The sequence below is a fragment of the Nitrospira sp. genome, from assembly GCA_024760545.1.
In the GTDB taxonomy this organism is placed as follows: domain Bacteria; phylum Nitrospirota; class Nitrospiria; order Nitrospirales; family Nitrospiraceae; genus Nitrospira_D.
Map to the genome: position 1 here is coordinate 2582904 of CP060501.1, position 22139 is coordinate 2605042.

17 protein-coding genes are annotated in these 22139 nt (G+C 52.5%); 13 read left to right on the forward strand and 4 right to left on the reverse strand.

Annotated elements, in window-relative coordinates:
* The first annotated feature begins 280 nt into the window (after positions 1-280).
* The 5 genes from H8K03_12205 to H8K03_12225 all read left to right on the forward strand — a co-directional run bounded on the left by H8K03_12205 (position 281) and on the right by H8K03_12225 (position 9222).
* Positions 281-2026 (forward strand): hypothetical protein, encoded by a 1746-nt coding sequence (locus H8K03_12205; protein ID UVT18588.1) that lies wholly within the window; start codon positions 281-283, stop codon positions 2024-2026.
* A gap of 15 nt (positions 2027-2041) precedes the next feature.
* Entirely contained in the window at positions 2042-3502 is a 1461-nt protein-coding gene (locus H8K03_12210; GenBank protein ID UVT18589.1) for a hypothetical protein, read from the forward strand.
* A 200-nt stretch (positions 3503-3702) separates the two neighbouring features.
* On the forward strand, positions 3703-6519 hold the full coding sequence (locus H8K03_12215) for a hypothetical protein (protein UVT18590.1): 2817 nt from the start codon (positions 3703-3705) through the stop codon (positions 6517-6519).
* 424 nt (positions 6520-6943) lie between these two features.
* Positions 6944-7900, forward strand: coding sequence for a S1/P1 nuclease (locus H8K03_12220; GenBank protein UVT18591.1), 957 nt, complete (start codon positions 6944-6946; stop codon positions 7898-7900).
* A 44-nt stretch (positions 7901-7944) separates the two neighbouring features.
* Complete coding sequence (locus H8K03_12225; GenBank protein ID UVT18592.1) at positions 7945-9222, forward strand: patatin-like phospholipase family protein; 1278 nt, start codon at positions 7945-7947, stop codon at positions 9220-9222.
* Positions 9223-9642: 420 nt separating this feature from the next.
* Here the strand turns inward: H8K03_12225 and H8K03_12230 are convergent, their stop codons facing one another.
* Positions 9643-9852, reverse strand: a complete 210-nt coding sequence (locus H8K03_12230; GenBank protein ID UVT18593.1) for a hypothetical protein — start codon at positions 9850-9852, stop codon at positions 9643-9645.
* A 226-nt stretch (positions 9853-10078) separates the two neighbouring features.
* On the opposite strand from H8K03_12230, the gene H8K03_12235 reads away from it, so the two are divergent.
* Positions 10079-11512: a glycosyltransferase family 39 protein gene (locus H8K03_12235; GenBank protein UVT18594.1), complete on the forward strand. Its 1434-nt coding sequence runs from the start codon at positions 10079-10081 to the stop codon at positions 11510-11512.
* A gap of 5 nt (positions 11513-11517) precedes the next feature.
* On the opposite strand, the gene H8K03_12240 is transcribed toward H8K03_12235, so the two are convergent.
* Entirely contained in the window at positions 11518-11856 is a 339-nt protein-coding gene (locus H8K03_12240) for a hypothetical protein (protein UVT18595.1), read from the reverse strand.
* A 221-nt stretch (positions 11857-12077) separates the two neighbouring features.
* Here H8K03_12240 and H8K03_12245 point away from each other — a divergent pair, with 221 nt between their 5' ends.
* Both H8K03_12245 and H8K03_12250 read left to right on the forward strand, forming a co-directional pair.
* Positions 12078-12968, forward strand: coding sequence for an IS3 family transposase (locus H8K03_12245; GenBank protein UVT18596.1), 891 nt, complete (start codon positions 12078-12080; stop codon positions 12966-12968).
* Positions 12968-13567, forward strand: a complete 600-nt coding sequence (locus tag H8K03_12250; protein ID UVT18597.1) for a TolC family protein — start codon at positions 12968-12970, stop codon at positions 13565-13567. Before H8K03_12245 ends, H8K03_12250 begins: the two co-directional genes overlap by 1 nt.
* 44 nt (positions 13568-13611) lie before the next feature.
* Here H8K03_12250 and H8K03_12255 read toward each other — a convergent pair whose 3' ends face one another.
* Positions 13612-14055 carry a winged helix-turn-helix transcriptional regulator gene (locus H8K03_12255; GenBank protein ID UVT18598.1) on the reverse strand — a complete coding sequence of 148 codons (444 nt, stop codon included), beginning with the start codon at positions 14053-14055 and terminating at the stop codon, positions 13612-13614.
* A gap of 371 nt (positions 14056-14426) precedes the next feature.
* Here H8K03_12255 and H8K03_12260 point away from each other — a divergent pair, with 371 nt between their 5' ends.
* Together H8K03_12260 and H8K03_12265 are read left to right on the forward strand one after the other, a co-directional pair.
* Entirely contained in the window at positions 14427-15254 is an 828-nt protein-coding gene (locus tag H8K03_12260; GenBank protein ID UVT18599.1) for a methane monooxygenase/ammonia monooxygenase subunit C, read from the forward strand.
* 220 nt (positions 15255-15474) lie between these two features.
* Positions 15475-17280: an ATP-dependent metallopeptidase FtsH/Yme1/Tma family protein gene (locus tag H8K03_12265; GenBank protein UVT18600.1), complete on the forward strand. Its 1806-nt coding sequence runs from the start codon at positions 15475-15477 to the stop codon at positions 17278-17280.
* 918 nt (positions 17281-18198) lie between these two features.
* On the opposite strand, the gene H8K03_12270 is transcribed toward H8K03_12265, so the two are convergent.
* A complete protein-coding gene (locus H8K03_12270; GenBank protein UVT18601.1) occupies positions 18199-19347 on the reverse strand; it encodes an SIR2 family protein in 1149 nt (382 codons plus the stop codon).
* Between the two features lie 592 nt (positions 19348-19939).
* Between H8K03_12270 and H8K03_12275 the strand changes: the two genes are divergently transcribed.
* From H8K03_12275 to H8K03_12285, 3 genes are all read left to right on the forward strand, one after another.
* Complete coding sequence (locus tag H8K03_12275; protein ID UVT18602.1) at positions 19940-20239, forward strand: hypothetical protein; 300 nt, start codon at positions 19940-19942, stop codon at positions 20237-20239.
* 1088 nt (positions 20240-21327) lie between these two features.
* Complete coding sequence (locus H8K03_12280) at positions 21328-21594, forward strand: hypothetical protein (protein UVT18603.1); 267 nt, start codon at positions 21328-21330, stop codon at positions 21592-21594.
* A complete protein-coding gene (locus H8K03_12285) occupies positions 21588-22124 on the forward strand; it encodes a universal stress protein (protein ID UVT18604.1) in 537 nt (178 codons plus the stop codon). The genes H8K03_12280 and H8K03_12285 overlap by 7 nt, the downstream gene beginning before the upstream one ends.
* Positions 22125-22139 lie beyond the last annotated feature (15 nt).

Below are 22139 nucleotides of genomic sequence, written 5' to 3' on the forward strand. Positions count from 1 at the left end.
GCCAACCGTCCGAACGTTTCAGGCAGTTGGGGAATTGTAAGGGGTCTTTGGGGGAGGAAAAGCGATGCTGGTAGATCGACAATATCGAAACGTCAAGGAAACAGTACGAGACACTGACAATCCGGATGCGCCCCAGCCTCCTCCTTTCAGACGACTCCGTGGGTATGCCTTCGACCCGAGCATGTCAAACAGGCTAGATACGGCGTTGATCAACAAGACCGTGTTTCAAGTGCCGTGGGAAAGGCATCTCGAGCCTGGTCCCATCGGGGATTATCTCGAAGTGGTCGATTACGACCCTGCCAGCGCATGTTGGTATGATCCCGTGAATCTAAATGCGCCAGAGCTCTTGGCTCAGGATGGACTTACTCCTTCCGAAGGGAATCCGCAGTTCCATCAGCAAATGGTCTATGCAGTGGCCTCGAATACTATCGCGAGCTTCGAACGCGCGCTCGGCCGCTCCATCTTTTGGGCTGAGAAACAGTTCCGAATGCGAAAAGACCTGTCGAATAAGGAGGATGACTTCATTCAGCGACTTCGCATTTATCCTCACGCGCTCCGCACGGCCAACGCGTATTACAGTCCTGACAAAAAAGCGCTCTTGTTTGGCTACTTCCGGAGTCCTATGGGGATAGTGTTCACGTGTCTTTCTCATGACATCGTTGCCCACGAAACGACCCACGCAATTTTAGACGGAATGCATCGCCGCTATATTGAAGATAATCACGAAGACACACTAGCTTTCCATGAGGCGTTCGCTGACATTGTCGCTCTGTTTCAGCACTTTTCTTTTCCAGAAGTTCTGCGTCATCAGATAGCCCGTACAAGGGGCAATTTACTTAACGAGAATATACTTGGTGAGCTAGCACAAGAATTTGGCGAAGCAACAGGACGATATGGTGCGTTGAGGAGTGCAATTGGGATGAGAGATGAGGCCGGCAAGTGGCAACCGCGTATTCCGGATCCCACAATCTTGACGAAGACCATGGAGCCGCATGAGCGCGGGGCTGTCTTAGTTGCGGCTGTATTTTCTGCCTTCACGTCTATCTATCACTCTCGGGTCGCAGACCTCTTTCGAATCGCGAGCAATGGTCGTGGCGCAGTGGATGGAGATCTTCATCCGGACCTAGTGGACCGTCTGGCAAGTGAAGCCTCGAAGACCGCTAAGCAGTTTCTGACTATTTGTATTCGAGCGCTTGATTATGCTCCACCGGTTGAAATTACGTTTGGTGACTATCTACGAGCGTTAGTTACAGCAGATTATGACATGGTTCCGAACGATCCTTATGGCTATAGAACCGCATTAATTGAATCATTTCGAAAATGGGGCATTGTAGCAGAGAACGTCCGTACCTTTTCGGAAGATCAACTTCGATGGCCAGTGGCTCGACCCCAATTTGGGGACGCGTTTATCCCAGCAGCTCAACTACTGCGGTCGGTCGTTTCTAAGAGTTTATATTTTCAAAACCGAGAAGAAGCCTATTACGAACTGAAAAAGGCACAAAAAGACCTTCACGAGGAGATAAAGAAGAACCTCTTGAATGGGGGCCATCCGGAGATTCGAGAGTCGTTCGAAGACATTACAGGTATCAATATTTCCGAAGAAACGGAAGTTGAGGGAGTGACCTACGATAGAAGTGGAATGGGAAAGTTTGAAGTGCATTCCATCCGCCCGGCCCTTCGAGTGAGCCCCGATGGCGTGATCATAAAGCAGGTGATCATTACCATCACGCAACGCCGGAAAGTTTCTCTTGTGTCTACGGGAGGCGAGACGAATACGACCTTCATCTTCAGGGGAGGCACCACATTAATTTTAGACCTGGAAGATCTGACCATACGATACGCGATCACTCGCCCAATTTGGGATGATGCTCGTTTGGAACGAGTGAAACGATACCGAGGAGCCAAAGTAGAACGGCAAATGAGCCTACGCGAAATGTACTTTGGGCGAGGGCCTTCTGATTCTCAAGAAGCAGACGAAGTGTATGGTGCTTATGAACCATTCGCATTTCTGCACGGAGACGAATAATCCATGGAGAAAGTAATGGCTAAGGCAAAACGTGTTTCTACCAAAGCGCGAAACTCCTCTCCGACGACTAGCAAAGCTATTCGCGTACGCATGTACCGTCATGGATTAGGTGACTGCTTTCTTCTGTCGTTCCCAAAAGAGAAACCGGGACAACAGTGCCATGTCCTTATAGACTGTGGCCTCATCACCGTGGCGAAAGAGCCGAAACAAACGATGGAGACCGTGGTCAATGACGTCGCGACTGTAACCAAGGGAGAGTTGGATCTCGTCGTGATGACACATGAACACTGGGACCATGTGTCTGGGTTTTCTCCGCAACAAGCCCAGGGCATATTCGATGGAATTAAAACGATCAAACAGGTGTGGTATGCCTGGACCGAAAACCCCGACAATAAATTAGGTCGGCAACTAAGACATGAACGTGAGGCCAAGGCCAAGGCGGTACAGACCGCGGCGATCAAACTGAGTGCGGCCAACTCAAAGCGCGGAGAACAACTCGGCTCGTTGCTGGGGTTCTTGGGGATTGACACTGCGGATCTGGTTGCTGCGAAAGCTAATGGCATTGGGAAGGTGAGAGAGGCGTTCATGTATATGTCGACCCGAGCGCCAATTCGATATTGCCATCCTCAAAATGGACCTCAACCCCTCTCCGATGTTCCGGGCGTTCTTGTATATGTGCTCGGCCCACCCGAAGATGAGGCGATGATAAAGAAAATGAATCCCACTAAAACGGGGAAAGAAGTCTACGAGTTGGCCGCGCTTACCAATAGAGAAGAGAACATCATGGCGGCATTGTCGCGTCTGGATGAGTCGAGCGACAGTGTCGCCTCCGATTCAGATTATCCTTTTGCTGTCTCGGAACGACGAGACCCACAGAGCCACCCCTCAAGCTCACTATTACGGCTCAAATCTAAAACATGGGACGTACCAGCAGAAGAGTGGCGACGAATCGAGCATGATTGGATGATGGGAGCCGAGGATCTCGCGATCGCATTGGATAGCCATACGAACAATTCATGTCTTGTATTGGCTTTCGAGCTAATTGACTCGGGCCGGGTCCTCCTTTTTGCGGCAGATGCCCAAGTGGGGAACTGGTTATCCTGGCAGGATCTCAAATGGGAAGTGAGAAATGGGACGGAAACGCGAGTTGTGACAGGTCCTGATCTTCTACGCAGGACGGTACTATATAAAGTGGGACATCATGGAAGCCACAACGCCACACTACGTGAAAAAGGGTTGGAACAGATGGTGCATCCAGACTTGATGGCGCTGATTCCAGTTAATAAATGGCAGGCAGAAACTAATCGCTGGTTCGGGATGCCTTTTAAGGCATTAACCGATCGTCTCGAAGAAAAGACGAATGGCCGAGTAGTTGTCTCGGACTCAGAACAATCCATCTCTGCAAATGCTAGAACTGCATTTGGTGCATCTCTAAACGAAAACAAACTTTACTATGACTTATTTGTGCCAATGTAACTGTTGTCATGAAGATCAACTCATGTGGAATTTCATCCTTCGGCTATTTCTGCGACATACACCGCGAAGGCATGGGTGGTTCGTTATACTGATTACTCCACTCCTTTGCCAACAACCGATTGGCTCGTACTCTTCGTCCTCTGTTAGGTTTCAACTTAGTACCCCTCTTAAGCCTTCTATACGTTCCGAGGGAAATCGATATGGCGACGGAGGATGACAAGAAGCCTTCAATAGCAGCCATCATCGCGCTTGTTGGCATAACAGCCGGAGGCTATTTTGTCTATCAAGGGCCGTTAATAAGCTCTCGTCCAGTCATGCTTGGTACTAGTGACAAACGTGTGATTCATGGGGATGACCGAGTGCAGGCAAGACTATGGGAAGATCCCTTCGAAGCGGTACAAATCCACCGAGAGAAAGAGAAAGATGAGCAACAGCATTCATCCTGTGGTTCTAACAGTAGCAACCATCATGACATAGCATGTCTTGCATGGCTGACGGGAAATTCCCCGTCACAAGTATTGGCCATTATCAGTGACGGCAGCCCATATGCCGAAAGTGTCGAGTCTCGTTTGCAGCAACGGTACGCCCTTGTTGCCGGACTGAACCAGGCGGACTATCTCCCTGAAAATCCTGAACTGATCCGGTTCATTCTATGGCCTGAGCAAAATGCCTGCTCGAAGAATGAAGGTGGGCACTGCTATTGGACGAACACTGCGGCTCCAATCGAAGTGTTTCGAAAAGGGAATTCGAATAGTGTGCTGCTAGTTCTGTGGTTAAAGGACCAAGATCTTGGCCCAAAACCGCTCTCCAACCTTAATATCATTGCGGGACTGTTGAAGGACCAGTTGCACATTGCCTCATTTAAAGTTATTGGACCTCGCTTTTCAGGAACGTTGTCGTTAATGACGAAAGAGTTGGAAGACGTAAGTTTTGACCGCCAACTGGAAATCTATTCTCCATTTTCTACCGCCGACACCTTGGCCGGCATTAATGCTCAGGAGTTAGAAGCATATTTCGACGCACATGGAGTAGTGTTGCATCGTGCGATTGGAAGCGATCGACTGTTAGCCGAAGCGCTGCTTCGGGAAATGAAACTAAGAAGGTTCTGTCTCGATTCTTGTATCATCGGTTCACCTGCCAAGATCGTTCTAATTGGCGAATGGGATACTCAATATGCAAGAGATTTTGCTGGAATGTTCCAGGCATTACACCCGCAGGGTCTAGCTAACCTGCTGCAAGTGAGCTACCTGGCAGGGCTGGATGGAGAGTTACCGTCAAAAAAGAAGGAAGCGGATCGAGGAGTGTCGAAGAAGGAATCTTCTGATGACAATACCCGTAGATCACGAGCTGAATGGTTCGCCGAGTTAGAGCATCCTGAAGGGCGAAGCCAATTGGACTACATAAGGCGGATCGAGAGGCGCATAAAAGAGTTTATGCGGTCTAATGAGAGGCTTGCTATTGGCGTGGTGGGAAGCGATGTCTATGACAAATTACTTGTCTTGCAGGCACTCAGAGAGCATTTTCCAAGAGCCCTATTCTTCACGACTGATCTAGATGAGCGGCTGATGCACCCAACCGAATTGGGATGGACGCGCAATTTAATTGTCGCCTCCCATTATGGTCTTAGGCTTGGGCAAAAGCTTCAAGGCCCAATTCTTCCATTCAGAAATAGTTATCAATCATCATTCTTTTTGGCTACCCAATGGGCGGCCGGAAAACAGTTTACCCAGCTGAATATAAATGAGGTTCGAATATATGAGGTAGGATCTCAAGGTGCGGTGGATCTTACCAATGAAAAGGCGGGATGTCTTGCTTACATACAAGAAAACATTAACCTCACATGTCTGCATCCTGAAAGGCAGCCATTTGCTTTCAGCAGTGGGATAATCAATGTAGCTAAATATGTTCTCTTGCCTATGTTGACTCTTTGCCTAATTACGATCCCACTTTCACGGAAAAGTTTTGAAGAGGTGCGAAGGGCGCTATCCTTTTTCAGGTCGGGACGGGGGCTCCTAGCTTGTATCCTATTCATCGTCATTGTGTGCTTGGGGATTGGGGTCGTGACCATAGATGGCTATGACGGAGAGCCATTCACATTCACAGATGGAGTGAGTACATGGCCAGCTTATCTTATTAGATGTATTGCAGGTGCGTTAGCAGTCTCAGGTATCTGGTTCATGAGGATGAGGTTGCAAGGTGACAAACGAAACGGGCAACCTTCAACTTTTCGAATTGTCATGCGATTCATCAAGATGTGGCTAGGTCGCCACATTTCTCTCGTTAGGCTTTCTGAAGTATGTCAATTACCTGCGACGGACAGACTGTGTGAACACTGGGAAAGTTTGGTTGCACGAGCTGTGGTCCACACCACCCTTCTTCTTCTTATTGGGTTGTTATTATTTGGAATTTATGGATTCCCTACTACACCATGCAGAGGACTAGTCAATTGTTCGCTCAATTATGTCATTTTATTGGTCTTCGTGGGTCCGGTCATCACGTTTCAATTGTTTTTGGTTTTAGACGTATTTGCTATATCTGCGAGACATATTATTAAAGGAGCGACGGCAATTGTGACTCCTACAGACGAACAGGGAGTACGTAAATTAGTAAATAAGATCGACGTGATTGGGGAGTGGACTGACCACATTGATGAGTTCATATATTTTCCGGTCGGTACATTGGCCCTAATGGTGATTGCACGAAGCTCATATTTTGATAATTGGGATATACCGCAAGTGCTCGTAGGTCTTTGGAGTGTTATAGGGCTATACATTATTATTGCTGCTCTTCAGTTGCGCCGTGCAGCGGAGCGCAACAGGGAGCAAGTGATTGATGCTTTCAAAGGTGGCAGTTTGGCCTTAAGGCAACAGATCGAGGATGCCAAGAAATATATAGAAGCGATGAGGAAAGGAGCATTTGCTTCGTTTGCGGATCTTCCAGTAGTACGCGCGGTTGCAGTGCCGTCTGGTATCACAGCTCTTATCTACATCTTGGATACGGTCTCGACTCGATTCTAACTAGGGCAACATTATCAACTAGCCGGAGGCTGGATAGGGCCGACAAAATCCTCTTGCAGTCCAGTGCAGAAACCAAGGCCATTCACCAATGAGTAAGCCTTTCAAAGACTCTCGCCACATTGTTTTACCAGAACCTGAGACCGATCTCGTGAATAAAAAGGCTATGGTATGAGGCGGTGAAAGCAAGGGAAGTTTACGATGCAAGCGATGATCGCCTGATGTGCAAGGATGACAAAGGGAAGGAAGTGGATTGCCGATAGAAGAGAGGCGAGTGCCACTTCCGCGATTCGTGAACGTTGTGAGCTTGAGGATGCAAACTTGTCTTAATTCGAGGAAGAGAGGTTTACCGGGTGCTGAGCAATTAAGGTATCTACCGGGTGAGGAGTACAACCTGCAGATCAGGTGGAAGACGATCTTAACGTTCGTGTCAATAATCGTAATTCTGACCATTACTCCCGTACCGGGGTTGCCGTGGGGCCAAGACGGGCATCGTATTGTCGGTGCATTAGCTGATCGAGAGCTTGTTGGGTCACGAGCGGAACGTGAAGTCCGCACCTTGCTTCAACCGAAGGAAACTCTGGAAAATATTTCATTCTGGGCGGACTGTGCCAAAGGCTATTGTGGTGAGTTGACCGAGGAAATGAAGGCATTCGTACAGTCCAACCCCACTCATCATCACTACCATTACACGGACGTGCCATTTCAACGTTCTCAGTATATTTGGAAGTCTATTGGCACATCGGACGACGATATTGTAGTGCTTCTCACCCAAGCCATACGGGTTTTGCAAGGCAAGGGAGGATCCTCGGATAACCCACATTACTTCACACGTCGGCAAGCTCTCCTGCTCTTAGCACACTGCGTTGGCGATGTGCATCAACCGCTTCATGTCGGATCGGCCTATCTCGACCGAGACGATATATTTATCGATCCAGCGAGGATGGAAGATATTCAGGCAGGTTCGGTTGAAGCCACGTTCGGTGGTAATCGGCTGCTGATTGACGGCGGACGCAGCCTTCACGCTGATTGGGATTCCACCGTAGTTCGGTATGCCATGAATCGGGCTCACTCTGATTCGGTACTTTCGTATGTTGATGCCCTAATGACGAAATACCCAGCTCATGAGGCTATGACAGGAGAACCGACAACCTGGCCGCAATTGTGGGTCGAAGATTCGTTGCAATTAGCTAAGCGCGTTCACGAAGGACTCATCGTCCAGCACCGTCGCCGCATCACGGATCCAAAACACGGTGACCAATGGGTCTGGGCGGTTACTCCGCCACCCGACTATGACCGGCAATCGTCGACCGCCGCTGAACAAGCACTCGTCCGGGCAGGGAAACGATTGGCGGCTCTGCTGCGGGCCATCTGGCCAGAATAAGGCGACCGAGAGGGAGCGCTTTTATAAGAAAGGATGTGCAGACGATGTCGACGGAAGACATTCCGCTTTCGCGGCGAGCCTTGTTGAAGACTATTGGTATAGGAGGATCAGCTTGGGCCTTGGCCCAAGCCTCCCTGGCTAAAGGGGAAGGAATGAGCGAGGCACCGAAGGCGTATGCAGGGAGGAAGGACGAGTTTGTCAATGTCCTGAGGGAACAGCGCGAGGAGACATTTGAAGACAAAGTCAGAGAGGGCATCGCGCTGTGTGTCTCTGGAGGAGGGTATCGGGCGATGCTCTTTCATCTTGGGACATTCTGGCGTCTCAACCAGGCTGGTCTGTTGCCTGAACTGCAACGCATTTCATCCGTCTCAGGTGGGTCAATCACGGCAGGGGTACTTGGCTACGCCTGGGGTTCCCTCCTCTTTAAAGAAAAGATAGCTCAGAACTTCATCGAAAAGGTGGTTGAACCAATCCGCAAGTTAGCCGGAGAGACCATTGATGTGGGCGCCATTATCAAAGGGATTCTTCTACCCGGGACAATCGGTCAGAAAGTGCGCGATGCCTATGAGGACTACTTGTTTGGTCATGCGACATTGCAAGATCTGCCAGATACCCCACGGTTTGTCATCAACGCGACCAACATTCAATCTGGGGTCCTTTGGCGATTCTCGAAGCCCTACATGATTGACTATCGTGTTGGTCAGGTGAAGGAGCCAAACGTACTGCTCGCCACAGCGGTTGCGGCGTCTTCGGCCTTCCCACCCGTGCTGTCTCCTGTGGAACTCGACCTAGAACCTGGCCAATGTGTGGACATGACAGGAACGGACCTTCATCGAAAACCTTACACGAACCGTGTCGTACTGGGAGATGGCGGAATCTACGACAACCTGGGACTCCAGACAGTCTTGAGTTATGAGACCATTCTCGTCAGTGATGCTGGTCAGAAAATGGGTCCAGAGGAAGATCCCTCCGCCAACTGGGCATGGCATACGGTTCGGGTGATGAATGTCATCGACAATCAGGTGCGTAGCTTACGAAAACGACAAATCATAAAGGCCTACGAAACAGGTGAGCGAAAGGGGGCCTATTGGGGGATCGGAACAGATATTCGGAACTACGCCGCATCGAACAAATTTGAGTGCCCGCTTGAGCAGACGACCGAATTGGCACATGTGCCGACGCGTTTGAAGGAGATCGAGCCGCAGCTTCAGGAGCGATTGATCAACTGGGGCTTCGCTGTATGTGATGCGGCGCTCAGAACCCATGTATGGCCCGATATGAACAAGCCCGATGCTCTCCCATATCCTGCAAGTGGGATTTAGTTCCCGGTAGTTCTGGGTCGAGAGGAGAACTTCTGCATAAGCCAGATCTCCGTACCCGCTTCTTGCCGATAGAGGTACGAGACTCTAGTATATGCGCGCGGCAACGCGAAGATTCCGACTGTGTCGTGCCCCACTTAAGATTTGGACAGGCGGCATAGTCAGTGGGATACAGCGAACTTAACCAAATTATTCAAGACTCGTCGCCATAGATAGCCGCTGGTCTCTCATCGACATCATCACGAGCGAGTGTCCCGTGAGGCCCTTAAAGAGTGAGGATGCGAACGGGTTCAATTCTTTGGAGAAACAATCCCGCTCAGTGCGCTATGATTGTCCAAATTTAGGTGGTGCACAACACGTCCACGTGGCCGTAACGTGGATTCCATCCCAAACCGTGTCGCCGTGCGTTTCACCCAGGCGTCGTCACCAAACGGACGGCCTCGTTGCACGCTGAGCCGGAGCGCCTCCAGCTCCCCAGAGCTGGGCGTAGGTTCGGTATATGCCTACGTCGAAGCCAGAACCCCATCCGGCGTAGTAGACCTGGAGCAACCGCACGATCGCCCAGAAAATCAGGCTCGCAGCCACCAAGAGCGGCGCTTGTAATGTGGCGGATCGAAGCCGTGGACATGCCATAACTGATCGCTCAGAAAGGTGGCGATAATGAGCCGACACCGGCGTTGTGGTCAACGCATTGTTTCGTGACACCTTTGACGTAGATTTTTCCGCGTCAGACCATATGGTTTGCGTCCTATCACGGGCGTCTGCTATCCTCCGCTCCGCTGCGTATCTCTGGTTGGATCTCTCTCTCACCCCCAAGAAAAACGGTACGGATATGACGAAGGTGGACGCTAGGCGGCGTATGCTGGACTGGGTCGTACCGCTTGGATTCGGGATGATTCTGTTCTTTGCGGTGCCTTTGCAAACGGCTCTGGAATTGAGTTGGGATGAGGGATATGAGCTGATGAAGGCACTACTTGTGAGCCGCGGCCACGCTCTCTACCGCTCCGTATGGAGCGATCAACCTCCGGTCTTCACTGAGCTCCTGGCCCTGCTTTTCCGCGTTTTCGGAGCATCCGCTTTCGTCGGTCGGCTGCTGATCCTCTGTTTTGCCATGACCCTCGTGTGGATGGTATGGAAGCTCGTGAGCAACAGCTTCGGATCAGCAGCCGGTCTGATCGCGACAGCATTGCTGGTGTCGTCCTCATCATTTCTTGAACAGAGCGTCGCGCCCATGATCGAGCTGCCGGCAACGACGCTGGCTCTCGCGTCATTACTATCAGCCTCACACTACGACTCCACGCGCAGAATGCGGTGGCTGGCGCTTTCGGGCGTGCTATTCGGTTGCGCATTGCAAGTGAAACTTACCAGTGCGATCTTTCTGCCGGCGATGGGTGTGGCATACCTGGACAAGAATGGCCGGAATCTTCGCACCGACCTTCTCCGCGACGTTGCAGTTTGGTTCGGAGCGGTCCTCGTGACGTCCGGCCTCATCGTCTTGAGGTTCTACGGAACGGATACCGTGTGGGAGTTCTGGGCGTCTCACTTCTCCGGATCGACGAACGCCGCTGTGCCCGACAGGTACACATTCAAGCCCGCTGCATTTTTCTTGGGTGCACGGTCGCTATCGGCTGCGACCGCATTGGGCATTGCGTTGCTCGCCTCGAAACGCCGACGGGACGTGATGTGTCCGGCCATGTTGTTTGCCACCGTCCTGGCGATCCATTGGGTACACCGGCCGTACTGGTGGTACTACAGCCTGCATTTCGCCATCCCGATGGCCTGGTTGGGAGCGGCAGGTATTGTCGGCTGGTTCGGGTTGCTCCGAGATCGAGCCGGGGCTTGGTGGGAGCGCAGGTCTCTAAACCGGTTGGCTTGGCTCGTCTACGTGCTTGTGATTTCCCTGACGCTGGCAGACACTCCTCGGCTCATATGGAGCCACCTGCGGGGGTTACAGACCGCTCCTCTCGCGAGTGAGAATGAACTGGTTGTCGCGTTGCGAAAGCGGGCCTCGAACACAAGCTGGGTATTCGCCGATCGTCCGCTCTATCCCTTCTGGGCAGGGCTGCTGGTGCCACCCGAAATGGCAGGGATTCCGTACAAGCGTATCTGGTCGGGCAGTGTTACGGAGTCAACAGTGTACGAATGCATCGCACAATACAGGCCTGAGGAAATCCTATTTGTCCACACGCTCTCTGGCTGGGAAACCAGAGGGGCGTTGGCGGCGTACATTCGGGATCATTACGAGCACGATCCTACTGGGGGCCGCGCGAAACTGTTTCATCGAACGCACTGACGACATCAGTGCGCGCCGACTCGGTCCTGGCAGTACAAAAGAATTGATATCCGCAGCCAGTGCCGCCGTGGGAGTGGCGAAAGAGATGAGACATCCGTACCAGTCTTACTTACACCACTGCTTCTTTGCTCTCCTCTCCCATTCTCCACGCTCCCGATGACCGCCTGACTTCTATGGCTCACATTGACGTACTGCACGGTGATCTGTTGCTGCCCACCCTGCCGGAACTTCTTCAAGGTCAGGAGCCCCAGTTGAAAAATAGACATGAAGCGCGTGGCCACATTGAGTCGTTTGATTTCTGTCTCTGGCGCACACGCGCCATGGGCTCGCCCAATCTGTTCCATGGCGTTTTCTGCGCGACGGCCAGCTGATGCGCTAGCTTTTTCCCCAAGCTGTTCGCAGCCTCTATTGAAGCCGACACATCGAGCGCCATCGCCACCGCATCGATGCCGTAATCAAGGAGCAACCGACTGCGTTCCAGCGGCCGAGTAAAAGGGGTCGGGATGGACTTCCCAGGGTTTAACGGACACCTTTGAGGTGTGGTCGTTCGAACATGGGAGGCCCTATGAGCAATCGGCGCAGATCGCAGAGCATCCGAGTGAAGTATGCTTTCATCAGGGCCCATCGTGGCGAGTTTGATACGGCTGTCATGTGTCGTCTCCTCGATGTATCGCGCAGCGGATTCTATCAATGGGTACGGCACCCCCTCTCTGATCGAGCATTGGAGGATCAGCGGTTACTGTGCCTCATCCGCGTGGCCTATACGGCGAGCCACGGCGTCTACGGTGCCCCGCGGATTTTTCTCGATTTGCGCGAAGCGGGCGAGACCTGTAGCAAACATCGTGTTGCTCGCATTATGCGGGCCAATCACATCAAAGCCCTTCACGGATATCGAACTCCCCGGTACGCCAGAGGCCCCACGTCACTCCTGACGCCTAATACGCTGCAGCGAGGGTTTACCGTCCTCCGGCCCAACACAGCCTGGGTCACCGACATTACGTACGTGCGCACGTGGGAAGGCTGGCTCTATTTGGCCGTCGTGATGGATCTCTACTCACGCCGAATTGTCGGTTGGTCAACCAAACCCACAATGGCCCGAGAACTTGTGCTGGATGCGATTCTCATGGCCGTACGGCGACGCAAGCCAAAACACACCCTGATTCATTCCAATCAAGGATCACAATTTGGCAGCGATGCGTGGCGGCGTTTCTGCCATGCGCATCATCTTGAGCCAAGCATGAGCCGGCGTGGCAACTGCTGGGATAACGCAGTGGCTGAATCGTTCTTTAGCAGCTTGAAGAAGGAGCAGATTAAGAAGCGCATCTACACGACTCGGGAGATAGCCACTGCCGAGATCTACGAATACATCGAACTGTTCTATAATCGCACCCGGCGACACAGCCATCTCAGTGGGGTCAGTCCGGAGGCCTTTGAAGCAATTTCGACTCGGGCTTAATGATGTGTCCGCAAAAGGCTGGGAAGTCCATCCCGACCCCTTTTACTTCCCCCGACCCCTTTTCAGTCTCGACCCCTTTTCTGTCTCTGTCGGCGAGCGGTGGGATTGGCGCACTGGCCATCGGCGGATTTCCGACTCTGGTGGAGAGTGTGTATGCGCTGGGGGCGGGCCTCACGGCTCCGATATTCAATGCGGGACGCATTCGGGCTCACATCGCTGCCGCGGACGCACGCCTGGATCAAGTCGCGTCGAAGTACGAAAAAACCTTCCTCCTTGCCTTGGAAGACGTGGAAAATGCCTTTGTCGTCCATACCTCTTCGAAGGAGCGCCGCGAACAACTCGTGAAGGCCGAAACAGCAGCAGAGAAAACGTATCGCTCCTCCGAAGCCTTATTTCAGAGGGGAGCGAGTGATTATTTATCCGTGCTGGATGCCCAACGCACCAAACTTTCAATCAACGACGAGCGTGTCAAAGCTGAAACCGCGGTGCGTGTCTCACTGGTCTCGCTTGCCAGGGCATTTGGTGGCGGTTGGGCCGTGGACAGCTCAGTGAGCCGGGAAAGTGATAATGACCCCATGAAAATAACCGAGAAGGACTAAGTGGTGCGGTTGGGGTCGCTGAGGACTGTCATCGATTTTTTCCTTTAGAGAGCGTCCGATGTAGCCAGCTTCTGCAGGGCGTTTCGTAATGCGACCGCTGCGGTCTTCCCTATTACGATCTCATATTCCTGCTGGGCCTTACGCCACAAAGTTTTGCCATTGGCATATTTGGCTGCACCCTTTGCGGTGAGCGCCACACGCCGTGTTCTTCCATCAATCGCATCGGGCTTTAGGGCCACTAAACCTTTGCGAAGAAGTGGCCTCAAGTTATGCCCGAGCGTTGAGCGGTCCATCACCAAGTATTCCGCCAATTCATTCATGGTCGGAGGTGTTGAGGAGTGTCTGCTGAGTTCCCCAAGCAATGCGAACTGAGTCGTCTTGAGTCCGGTACTCCTGAGTTGCGCATCATAGATAACCGACACGCGGCGCACGGCTTTTCGCAAGACTGTGCAGTAGCACGGAGATTGTGACGATTGTTCCTTAACCATACAGCTCATCCTTTGTCATAGGTAGCACATGCCGCCGACCACAACCATTATATGTCCTTCTCAAGCATTTTCCAATGGCTTGACAACAGATATTAGCGCGTAGTATATGGGCATATGCCCATATTATACAGGCATATGCCCCTACTTTAATGCCTTAACCCAGGAGGTTGTATATGGCGCTACCTATGCGATCACCCAATGCGCGACGATCTGGCGCTTTAGAAGACACAGCTGGAGATGCAATGCGATTCAAATGGGGGTGGTTAATGGGGTTAGCCCTCGGAGCTTTAACGGCCGCCTATCGTTATGCAGGCTGAACAATCGGAGCGGGAAGAAGAGTGTTCCTTAATCTCACCAAGGAGGTCTGAATCATGGCGTCCTCAAATCAACCAAACAGTGATAGGGGGTATGACATTTCTGAGTGGTACGACTCGAAGCCGGTGAAGATCGGCTGGCTGGCGATCCTGGGGATCGGGGTCTTTTGGGTGCTGTATCAACGGGCATTCGGGTACTCGCACGGGTTAGATTCCATGACCCCCGAGTTCGACTCGGTGTGGATGGGGCTGTGGCGGTTTAACATTTTGGCAAACGCCGTGTTCTTTGCCACGACGATCGGGTGGATCTGGGTGACGCGCGATCGCAACCTCGCGAACCTTGCTCCCAAATTGGAGCTGAAGCGGTACTTTTATTGGATGGGCTGGCTGGTGTGCTACATGTGGGGCGTGTACTACGCGGGCAGCTATACGTTAGAGCAAGATGCGGCGTGGCATCAGGTGATCATCCGGGACACGAGCTTCACGGCGAGCCACATTGTGGCGTTCTACGGGACGTTCCCGTTGTACATCACGTGCGGCGTGGCGACCTACCTGTATGCGCAGACACGGCTGCCATTGTACAGCCAGGCCACCTCATTTGCCTTAGTGGCAGCGGTGGTGGGGCCGATGTTCATTCTGCCAAACGTCGGACTCAACGAGTGGGGGCATGCGTTCTGGTTCGTCGATGAATTGTTCTCGGCCCCGTTGCACTGGGGCTTTGTGACGTTGGGCTGGTGCGGGTTGTTCGGCGCGGCAGGCGGCGTGGCGGCGCAGATCGTGAGCCGGATGTCGAATCTGGCGGACGTAATCTGGAACAACGCGCCGAAGAGTATCCTGGATCCGTTCCCCAGCCAGGTGGGCCCAGGAGTCAAGACCGTCTACTGAGAGGCTCACGGGACGAGGAACATCAGTCTAACCTTTAGGCTGTCAGCGGGTGGGTGGTTCTTGCATATGAAGGTTAAGCAGAGCCCCCACCCGGTTGGGTGGAAGATGTCAGTCTTGAGTAGAACGCTCTGACCGCAAAACACTTTGTTGAACCTCTTGGCAAGAGTATCACGGCGATAAGCTATTCGACGTAACCGGACGAAATCGTGAGAGGCTGCCCTTGAAAACCAAGACCAAAAAACTACTGTTTTGGACGGTGATAGGCCTGTTCATGATCCTACTTCTGAATCTATGGACGATGGCGCCCCCGGTATTGGAGGAACAGGTCATTTTTAGCGATTTTATGGCCAAGCTCGACCAGGGCGACATCGAGAAGGTCATCATCAAGGGACATCAGATCAGCGGTGTCTTAAAAGATAATTCCCAGCTTCGCACCTACGCGGCGGACTATCCCGATCTCGTCCAGCTGCTGCGAGAGAAGCACGTTCAGATCGAAGTCAAACGATCCGATCAAAACCCCTGGTATATCCAATTTCTCATGACCTGGGGGCCCTTCGTGCTCTTTCTGGGCCTGTTGCTGTTCTTCATGCGCCGGATGCAGACCGGGAACGCGGCCTTGTCCCTCGTGAAGAGCAAAGCTCGCATGCAGACGGATGAACGGAAAAAGGTGATGTTTTCCGATGTGGCGGGAATTGATGAGGCGAAAGACGAAGTACAGGAAACGGTTGAATTTCTGAAGGATCCGCGAAAGTTCCAGAAGCTAGGCGGACGCATTCCCAAGGGTGTGTTAGTCGTCGGCCCGCCCGGAACTGGGAAAACATTATTGGCGAAGGCGATTGCGGGCGAGGCGGGGGTCCCCTTCTTCAGCATCAGCGGATCGGATTTTGTCGAAATGTTCGTAGGGGTCGGCGCCTCTCGCGTGCGGGATATGTTCGAGCAAGCGAAAAAGCACGCGCCCTGTATCATTTTTATCGATGAGATCGATGCCGTCGGACGATCGCGGGGAGCAGGGCTTGGCGGCGGAAACGATGAACGTGAGCAAACGCTCAACCAATTGCTGGTCGAAATGGATGGCTTTGATACGGCAGAGGGCATCATTTTGGTTGCCGCGACCAATCGGCCGGATGTGCTCGACCCGGCCTTGCTGAGGCCAGGCCGATTCGATCGGCAAGTAACGGTGAATCATCCGGACCTTCGAGGTCGTTCTGAGATCTTGAAGGTGCATACGAAGAACGTCCCGGTCGCAGTCGACGTAGCGCTAGAGAAGATTGCGAGAGGGACTCCCGGTTTCTCAGGCGCCGATTTGGAAAACTTGGTCAATGAGGCTGCCCTCTGGGCTGCTCGTCAGAATAAAACTGAAGTCGGAATCGTAGACTTCGAAATGGCCAAAGACAAGATTATGATGGGTGCCGAGCGCAAGAGCATGATGCTCACGGACGAAGAAAAACGGATCACCGCCTATCACGAGGCAGGCCATGCCTTGATGGCCACATTACTGCCGGGCACCGATCCGGTTCACAAAGTGTCGATTATTCCAAGAGGCCGGGCATTGGGAGTCACCATGCAGCTGCCCACCGACGACCGCCATAATCATTCTAAGGAGTTTTTGTACAACACGCTGGCGATTCTCATGGGCGGCAGAGTCGCAGAAGAACTGGTGTTCGAACATGTCACAACCGGTGCAGGTAACGATTTAGAGCGGGCAACGGACCTCGCGCGTAAAATGGTTTGCGAATGGGGTATGAGTGAAAAGCTGGGGCCGCTGACGTTCGGGCCGAAAGAGGAATCGATGTTTCTGGGGCGCACCTTTGGGACTAAGCGTGATCTCAGTAATGCAATGGCATTGGAGATTGATCTGGAAATCAAACGCCTCATCACAGAAAACTACGAGCGGAGCAAGCGCATCCTGACCGAGCACAGGGTGACCTTGAAGGCGCTGGCGGATGCGCTCTTGGAAAAAGAGGTGCTGGATGCGCTGGAGATCCACCAGATTGTTTCCAACTGCTCCCTAACAGTCCTTGCTTAAAACCGGGGGGGCCCTACTATCTGGAAGTCGTATTCTTTTAGGCTCAGGTGCGTAGCGTCTCTTTTCCAGATAATGTTGATTCAGACTATGCAGCTCGCGCAGATTCTGAGATTCCTTCGCCTGAAAAGGCGGGGGAATCTCTGGTCTTTGTTACGTCAAAGCATCGGTTCGCTTTTCCGACCGTTATATCATGACAGCGAAGGAACGGGGGCCCCGTGCTCTACCAGAGTGGGAACGGGGTGAGTTGCTTTTAACGGTCAAGGGCGTTTCACAATTTGATTCCAAACGGTCACCTGCAATCAGCACCAATAGCATAGAAGCTCTAGCCGACTGTCTAGAACCGAACCTACGCAGCAGCTTCCACAGTTCCATGAAACGGATAGCCCAGTCCACAACGCTATAAAAGACCCCCCATCCTGTTAGAAACAAACTAGCTGAAACCGACTACCCTCAGCTCTTATACGCGCTACCACTGTGGTGAATTTTGTGACAAAACCATGCAGGAACGGAAGGCAAGGTACGGGAAAGCATAGAGGCAATAGAGAGCGCTAACCTGTCGTGATTGCGGCTAATATTGGGGAAACCGTTGCAGTAGCGAGCTTTTTTGAAAACCATCGATTTGACCTTTTAAGGCGAGGGCCCTGGGTTCGAGTCCCAGCCGGCTCACCACATTGGACAAAGGAAGCTTCGGCGGCGAGATTGTGAAAAGGATAAGGCTCTGACACGGTCGGACTGAATAAGAACTTCGATACATAAAGTTCAGCTATCTTTTAACTACTTGCCCAAAATGCAGTATATAAGGCCTTCTGATAATCTTCTGAAAACCACCCCTTGAGTAACGAAGTTGCAATAATGGCACCCCGCGATTAGGTCGCTGACAGTCATCCGTTTTCTGCTTGCCTCTAGCACAGGGCAGGATCAGATCCTTCTCGATCGTTGAAGCGACTTTTTGGAACGTCGATCCGACTTTGCCTTAACCTTGTCTGAGATCTGTTGGAGCGCATCGGGAATGTCGTCATTGTAATCGTCGAAGGTAATGAGCTCGAGCCCAAGCGTCGCGAATCCTTTCTCGAATTCCTTTTCTTCATAGTGGTAGATGCGCTCAAGCAACTGTTGAATTTGTCTAGGTTCCTTGTCCAGCATCTTCATCCTTCCCTTCGGAAACTTGGACAAATACTCTTCTGCCTTTCGTCGAATTTGCGCAAGCTCCGGACTGGGGTCGGTAATCGTCTTGAATTGCGGTTTTCTCATCAGAATGTAGTTTCTGAGAGGCAGCGGCTGCTGGCGGATCGAGTCGAGAATCCTGCGTGTGTTCCGATCCGAGAGCGACAGTCCAATCATCAGGCCAATCGAGCTGGTCAACTGGCTGACCTGCACGACATTGCCCCAAAAGAGCGCATCTTGAAAGGCCCGGTTGTATTGGTCTTCTGAGAAAATAATGTCTTCGTATTTGACGTCTTCAGCTTGATACGGAATGTAGCCGTGTACGTGATAGATGGGAATCTTGTCTGCCTCAAGCTGCTGGTTCCCCTTGTAGATGACCTGGAAGTTCTTACGGTTCGCGAGATGTGTGAGCCCAAGCTCGACAAGGTTGTCGTAATTATAGGTGACGATCGATCGAAGTCCTTTCTTCTGCGGGATCGATTGTCCGCAACAATCAACGATAGCCTTCAATGTCGAGTTTTGGTTCACCAGGTATTCTGGCAACCCGGTGATGTCTGATCCGAAGGCCTGACGGCCCAGCCCGGCATAAAGCGTCGTACTCAACATGGTGATGAAGTCTTTGCCTTCATACCACTGCTTAATCTTGCGAATGATGATATCGAGCGGCTCGTTTTTCTGTTGCAACACCCATTCTGCCAGCGCGAATAGGTAATTCGGGTAGGGCCTCATGTTGTTGATGAAGTCTTCGTCATGGAGCGTCGTGAAATAGAGTGCCTGAACGAGTTCCTCCCAGCTGGGCAAGCCATTTGGTTTGGAAACGCCGGCCCCGAGGTAAAGACTCAGTCGCCCACTTTGAAACGCTTCCTTCAACGCAGGAAGGCTTCCGTTGAACTGTACGGCCATTTCTTTAACTCCTTGCTAGACCGTCCGGGCATGTCGCCACTTGATTACGCGAAATCAACAAAGTGACTAAGGCTTTGCTTTTCGAAGTGTGCTGCCCCCAGTAGACTTAGAAAGCCCCACGAGGCGGTTCCATTATAGCTTTTCCCGATGCCTGTCAAGAAACCGTGATCAGCGAGATGGTGGGCATTGACAGGCATAACGAGGAAATTCTTGGGGAATGAGGACTTCAAATGACCTGAATTCTTTGGAGAAATTATCGTGCTCAACACTTACGACCTGTTCAAATCTTAATTGAGGCGCGACACTCGCCACCGCCAGCAAGGCCGCCTTCCAGCTATGGTCAAAGGGTCTGACCTCATATACTTCTCACGAGAACAGGTTCGCTCGGCCGTTTCCCCCGTCACGCGCAAGACCAGCCGTTGTACCTGTGGGGCGTGATCCTGGTTCATGGTGATGATCAGGCCGGCCGCCCGCTCACCCTCGACGATCTGAACGCCCAACATGGAATTGCAGATGTAACCTCTAGAACTCGGGCAACGACTAAGAAGGTAAGGATGATGAGACGATCATCCCTGAGGCCAAACCGGAGGCGATGGTGGAAGAGAGCCTGCGACGGGGCATCACGTGGGAGGAGCTCGACGTCCGGGCATGGGAGGACGCGATGGTGACTCATGTCATACATGAAGGAACGCTTCCTGACCTTGAAGTTCCACTGTTGGACTGTGTGGGCAAGCGATCACCGGTGCTGTGCGATCACCAGCACCCCATGGTGGCAATCGTGGTGAGGCAACGCCCGGAAATCATTTACGCGGGGTACCCTGAAGCGGGCCTCTTCCATTGTCCGATATGCGACCAGACTCGCCGCGTAACATTCACGCTGTCACCACGATGACCTTTGGAGAGCCTTCGAAGAAGAGCGGGTTGATGATGGGGCGATGGTATTGGCACCGGCGCTGCCAGGCGCTGAGCCATTCCCGGCCCATCCACCCTTTCCTCTTCCTCATTTCTCCAATGCATCAAGCTGGACGATCAGTCTGAGGAAGTCAGCCCATAGCCGCACCTGACTGGGGGTTCCCATCCATACAGGCCAAAACCGCACGAGCACCCTGTGCGGAAAGCAAGTGCCGCAAACAGAGTGACGATGCAGACGCCTGTGTTTCTTCACTCTCTGCGTTGCTGCTGGCGATCGGCCCGTTGGTCTGGCTCTTGCAAAAACATCGGGCTGGGTTTCGGCGCTGTCGAGACGACTCGGAAGGGCATTCGGTCGCTCCTCGTCAAGAATGGAGTCGCGATCACAACGAACGGAGGCGTTCGTGGTTCTGCGCTGGTTCATTCTTCTAGGGTCTGTGATGTTGTTCCTCGGGCTCTTGTTGATCATCGTCGTCTGCCTAAATGCGCGGTCCAAGTCTAAGTCCAACTTCTTCCTAGTTCCTGTCGGCATGGCCTCTATCGGAATGGCACTTGGCCTTTCACTGTAGGTGGTTCGGATGGTTGGCGCAGCTAATGGAGATTCCTTCCCTGCTCCACTGGCTGGATCTGCCAGGACGGCGGGGTGTCTCTCATTGGTTTCTCGTAAGGGACATCCCCGCACGACCATGCTTTCACCGGCCTTTCGCACATTGCCGGACACAGTCCAGTCGAATTCTCAAGCACGAGGCGAGTCCTTTCACAATCAAACCTAAGGAGTACCTCATGGTTTGTACACGATGCGGTGGGTTTACAGTCCATGATTATTTCTACGGTGCTACAGACTACTTTGCTTGGCAATGTTTGGCTTTCCGCTGCGTGAATTGCGGAGCGATCAGTAACATTCAATCCTTCGATTCAAGTAACCCAAGCGGCACGGGCAGCACGAGCCATTCACGAGCTCGACATGCAAATGTGGCGCGGGGATGAGCGGACTATTCATGATCACGTCTACGTGCACGTAGCCAGGTGTCATTCCCTGTCGCTACGCAGACACGAAAAGGTGGGAGAATCATGGCTACAGAAACGTTCATCGATCGAGTTCGAACTGTCGTCAAGGGACAGAGCACCGGTTGTGCCATGGAAGAAGTGGTGGCTCTCTGTCCGGACTTGACATGGAATCAGGTGTTCCTCGCCATTGACGACTTAAGCCGGAGCGGAGAGATTCGAGTCACATTGGATGCCGACAGCGCCTATAGAATACAGATTCATCGTCCCGCACCAGATACCAGTGCGAAGGATCTCGATGAATCGACATCGAGGTGTGTGGTGAGATGTTGACTATCGCATCAGCCAAGGCCCTGCCAATGCGACTTCTGGTGGCAGTAGGCGAATCCGAGCGCGCGTTGCATGCTGTGCGATATGTGGGATCGCTGCTGCAGCGTAGACCGGATGTCATCGTCACGCTCTTTCATGTCCTCAAACCCATGCCACGCGGCCTATTGGAGCATGGGGGATCTGAAAATCCTGACATGGAAGCAGAGCTGAGCACCCGTTTGAAGGAAGATCAGGAGACGTGGAAAAAGCAGGAACGAGAAGCACAATGCCCGACTCTCGAACGAGCCCATGAACTTTTGATGCGGGCTGGCTTTGACAAGAGTCGAGTCGCCCTAAAGTTTGGACATGAGGACAACATTGCGAATGCCATTCTCGATGAAGCGAGAATGGGACAGCACGACACGATTGTCGTGGGCCGCACCGATACGCCTGGAATCACACGCATCTTCAGCAGCGGCATCACTGACCATCTACTGCGGGATGCGCGAGGCTTGGTCATCTGGATTATTACCCCCCGCTTGAGACAACTGTGAGGACGTGAGTTGAGA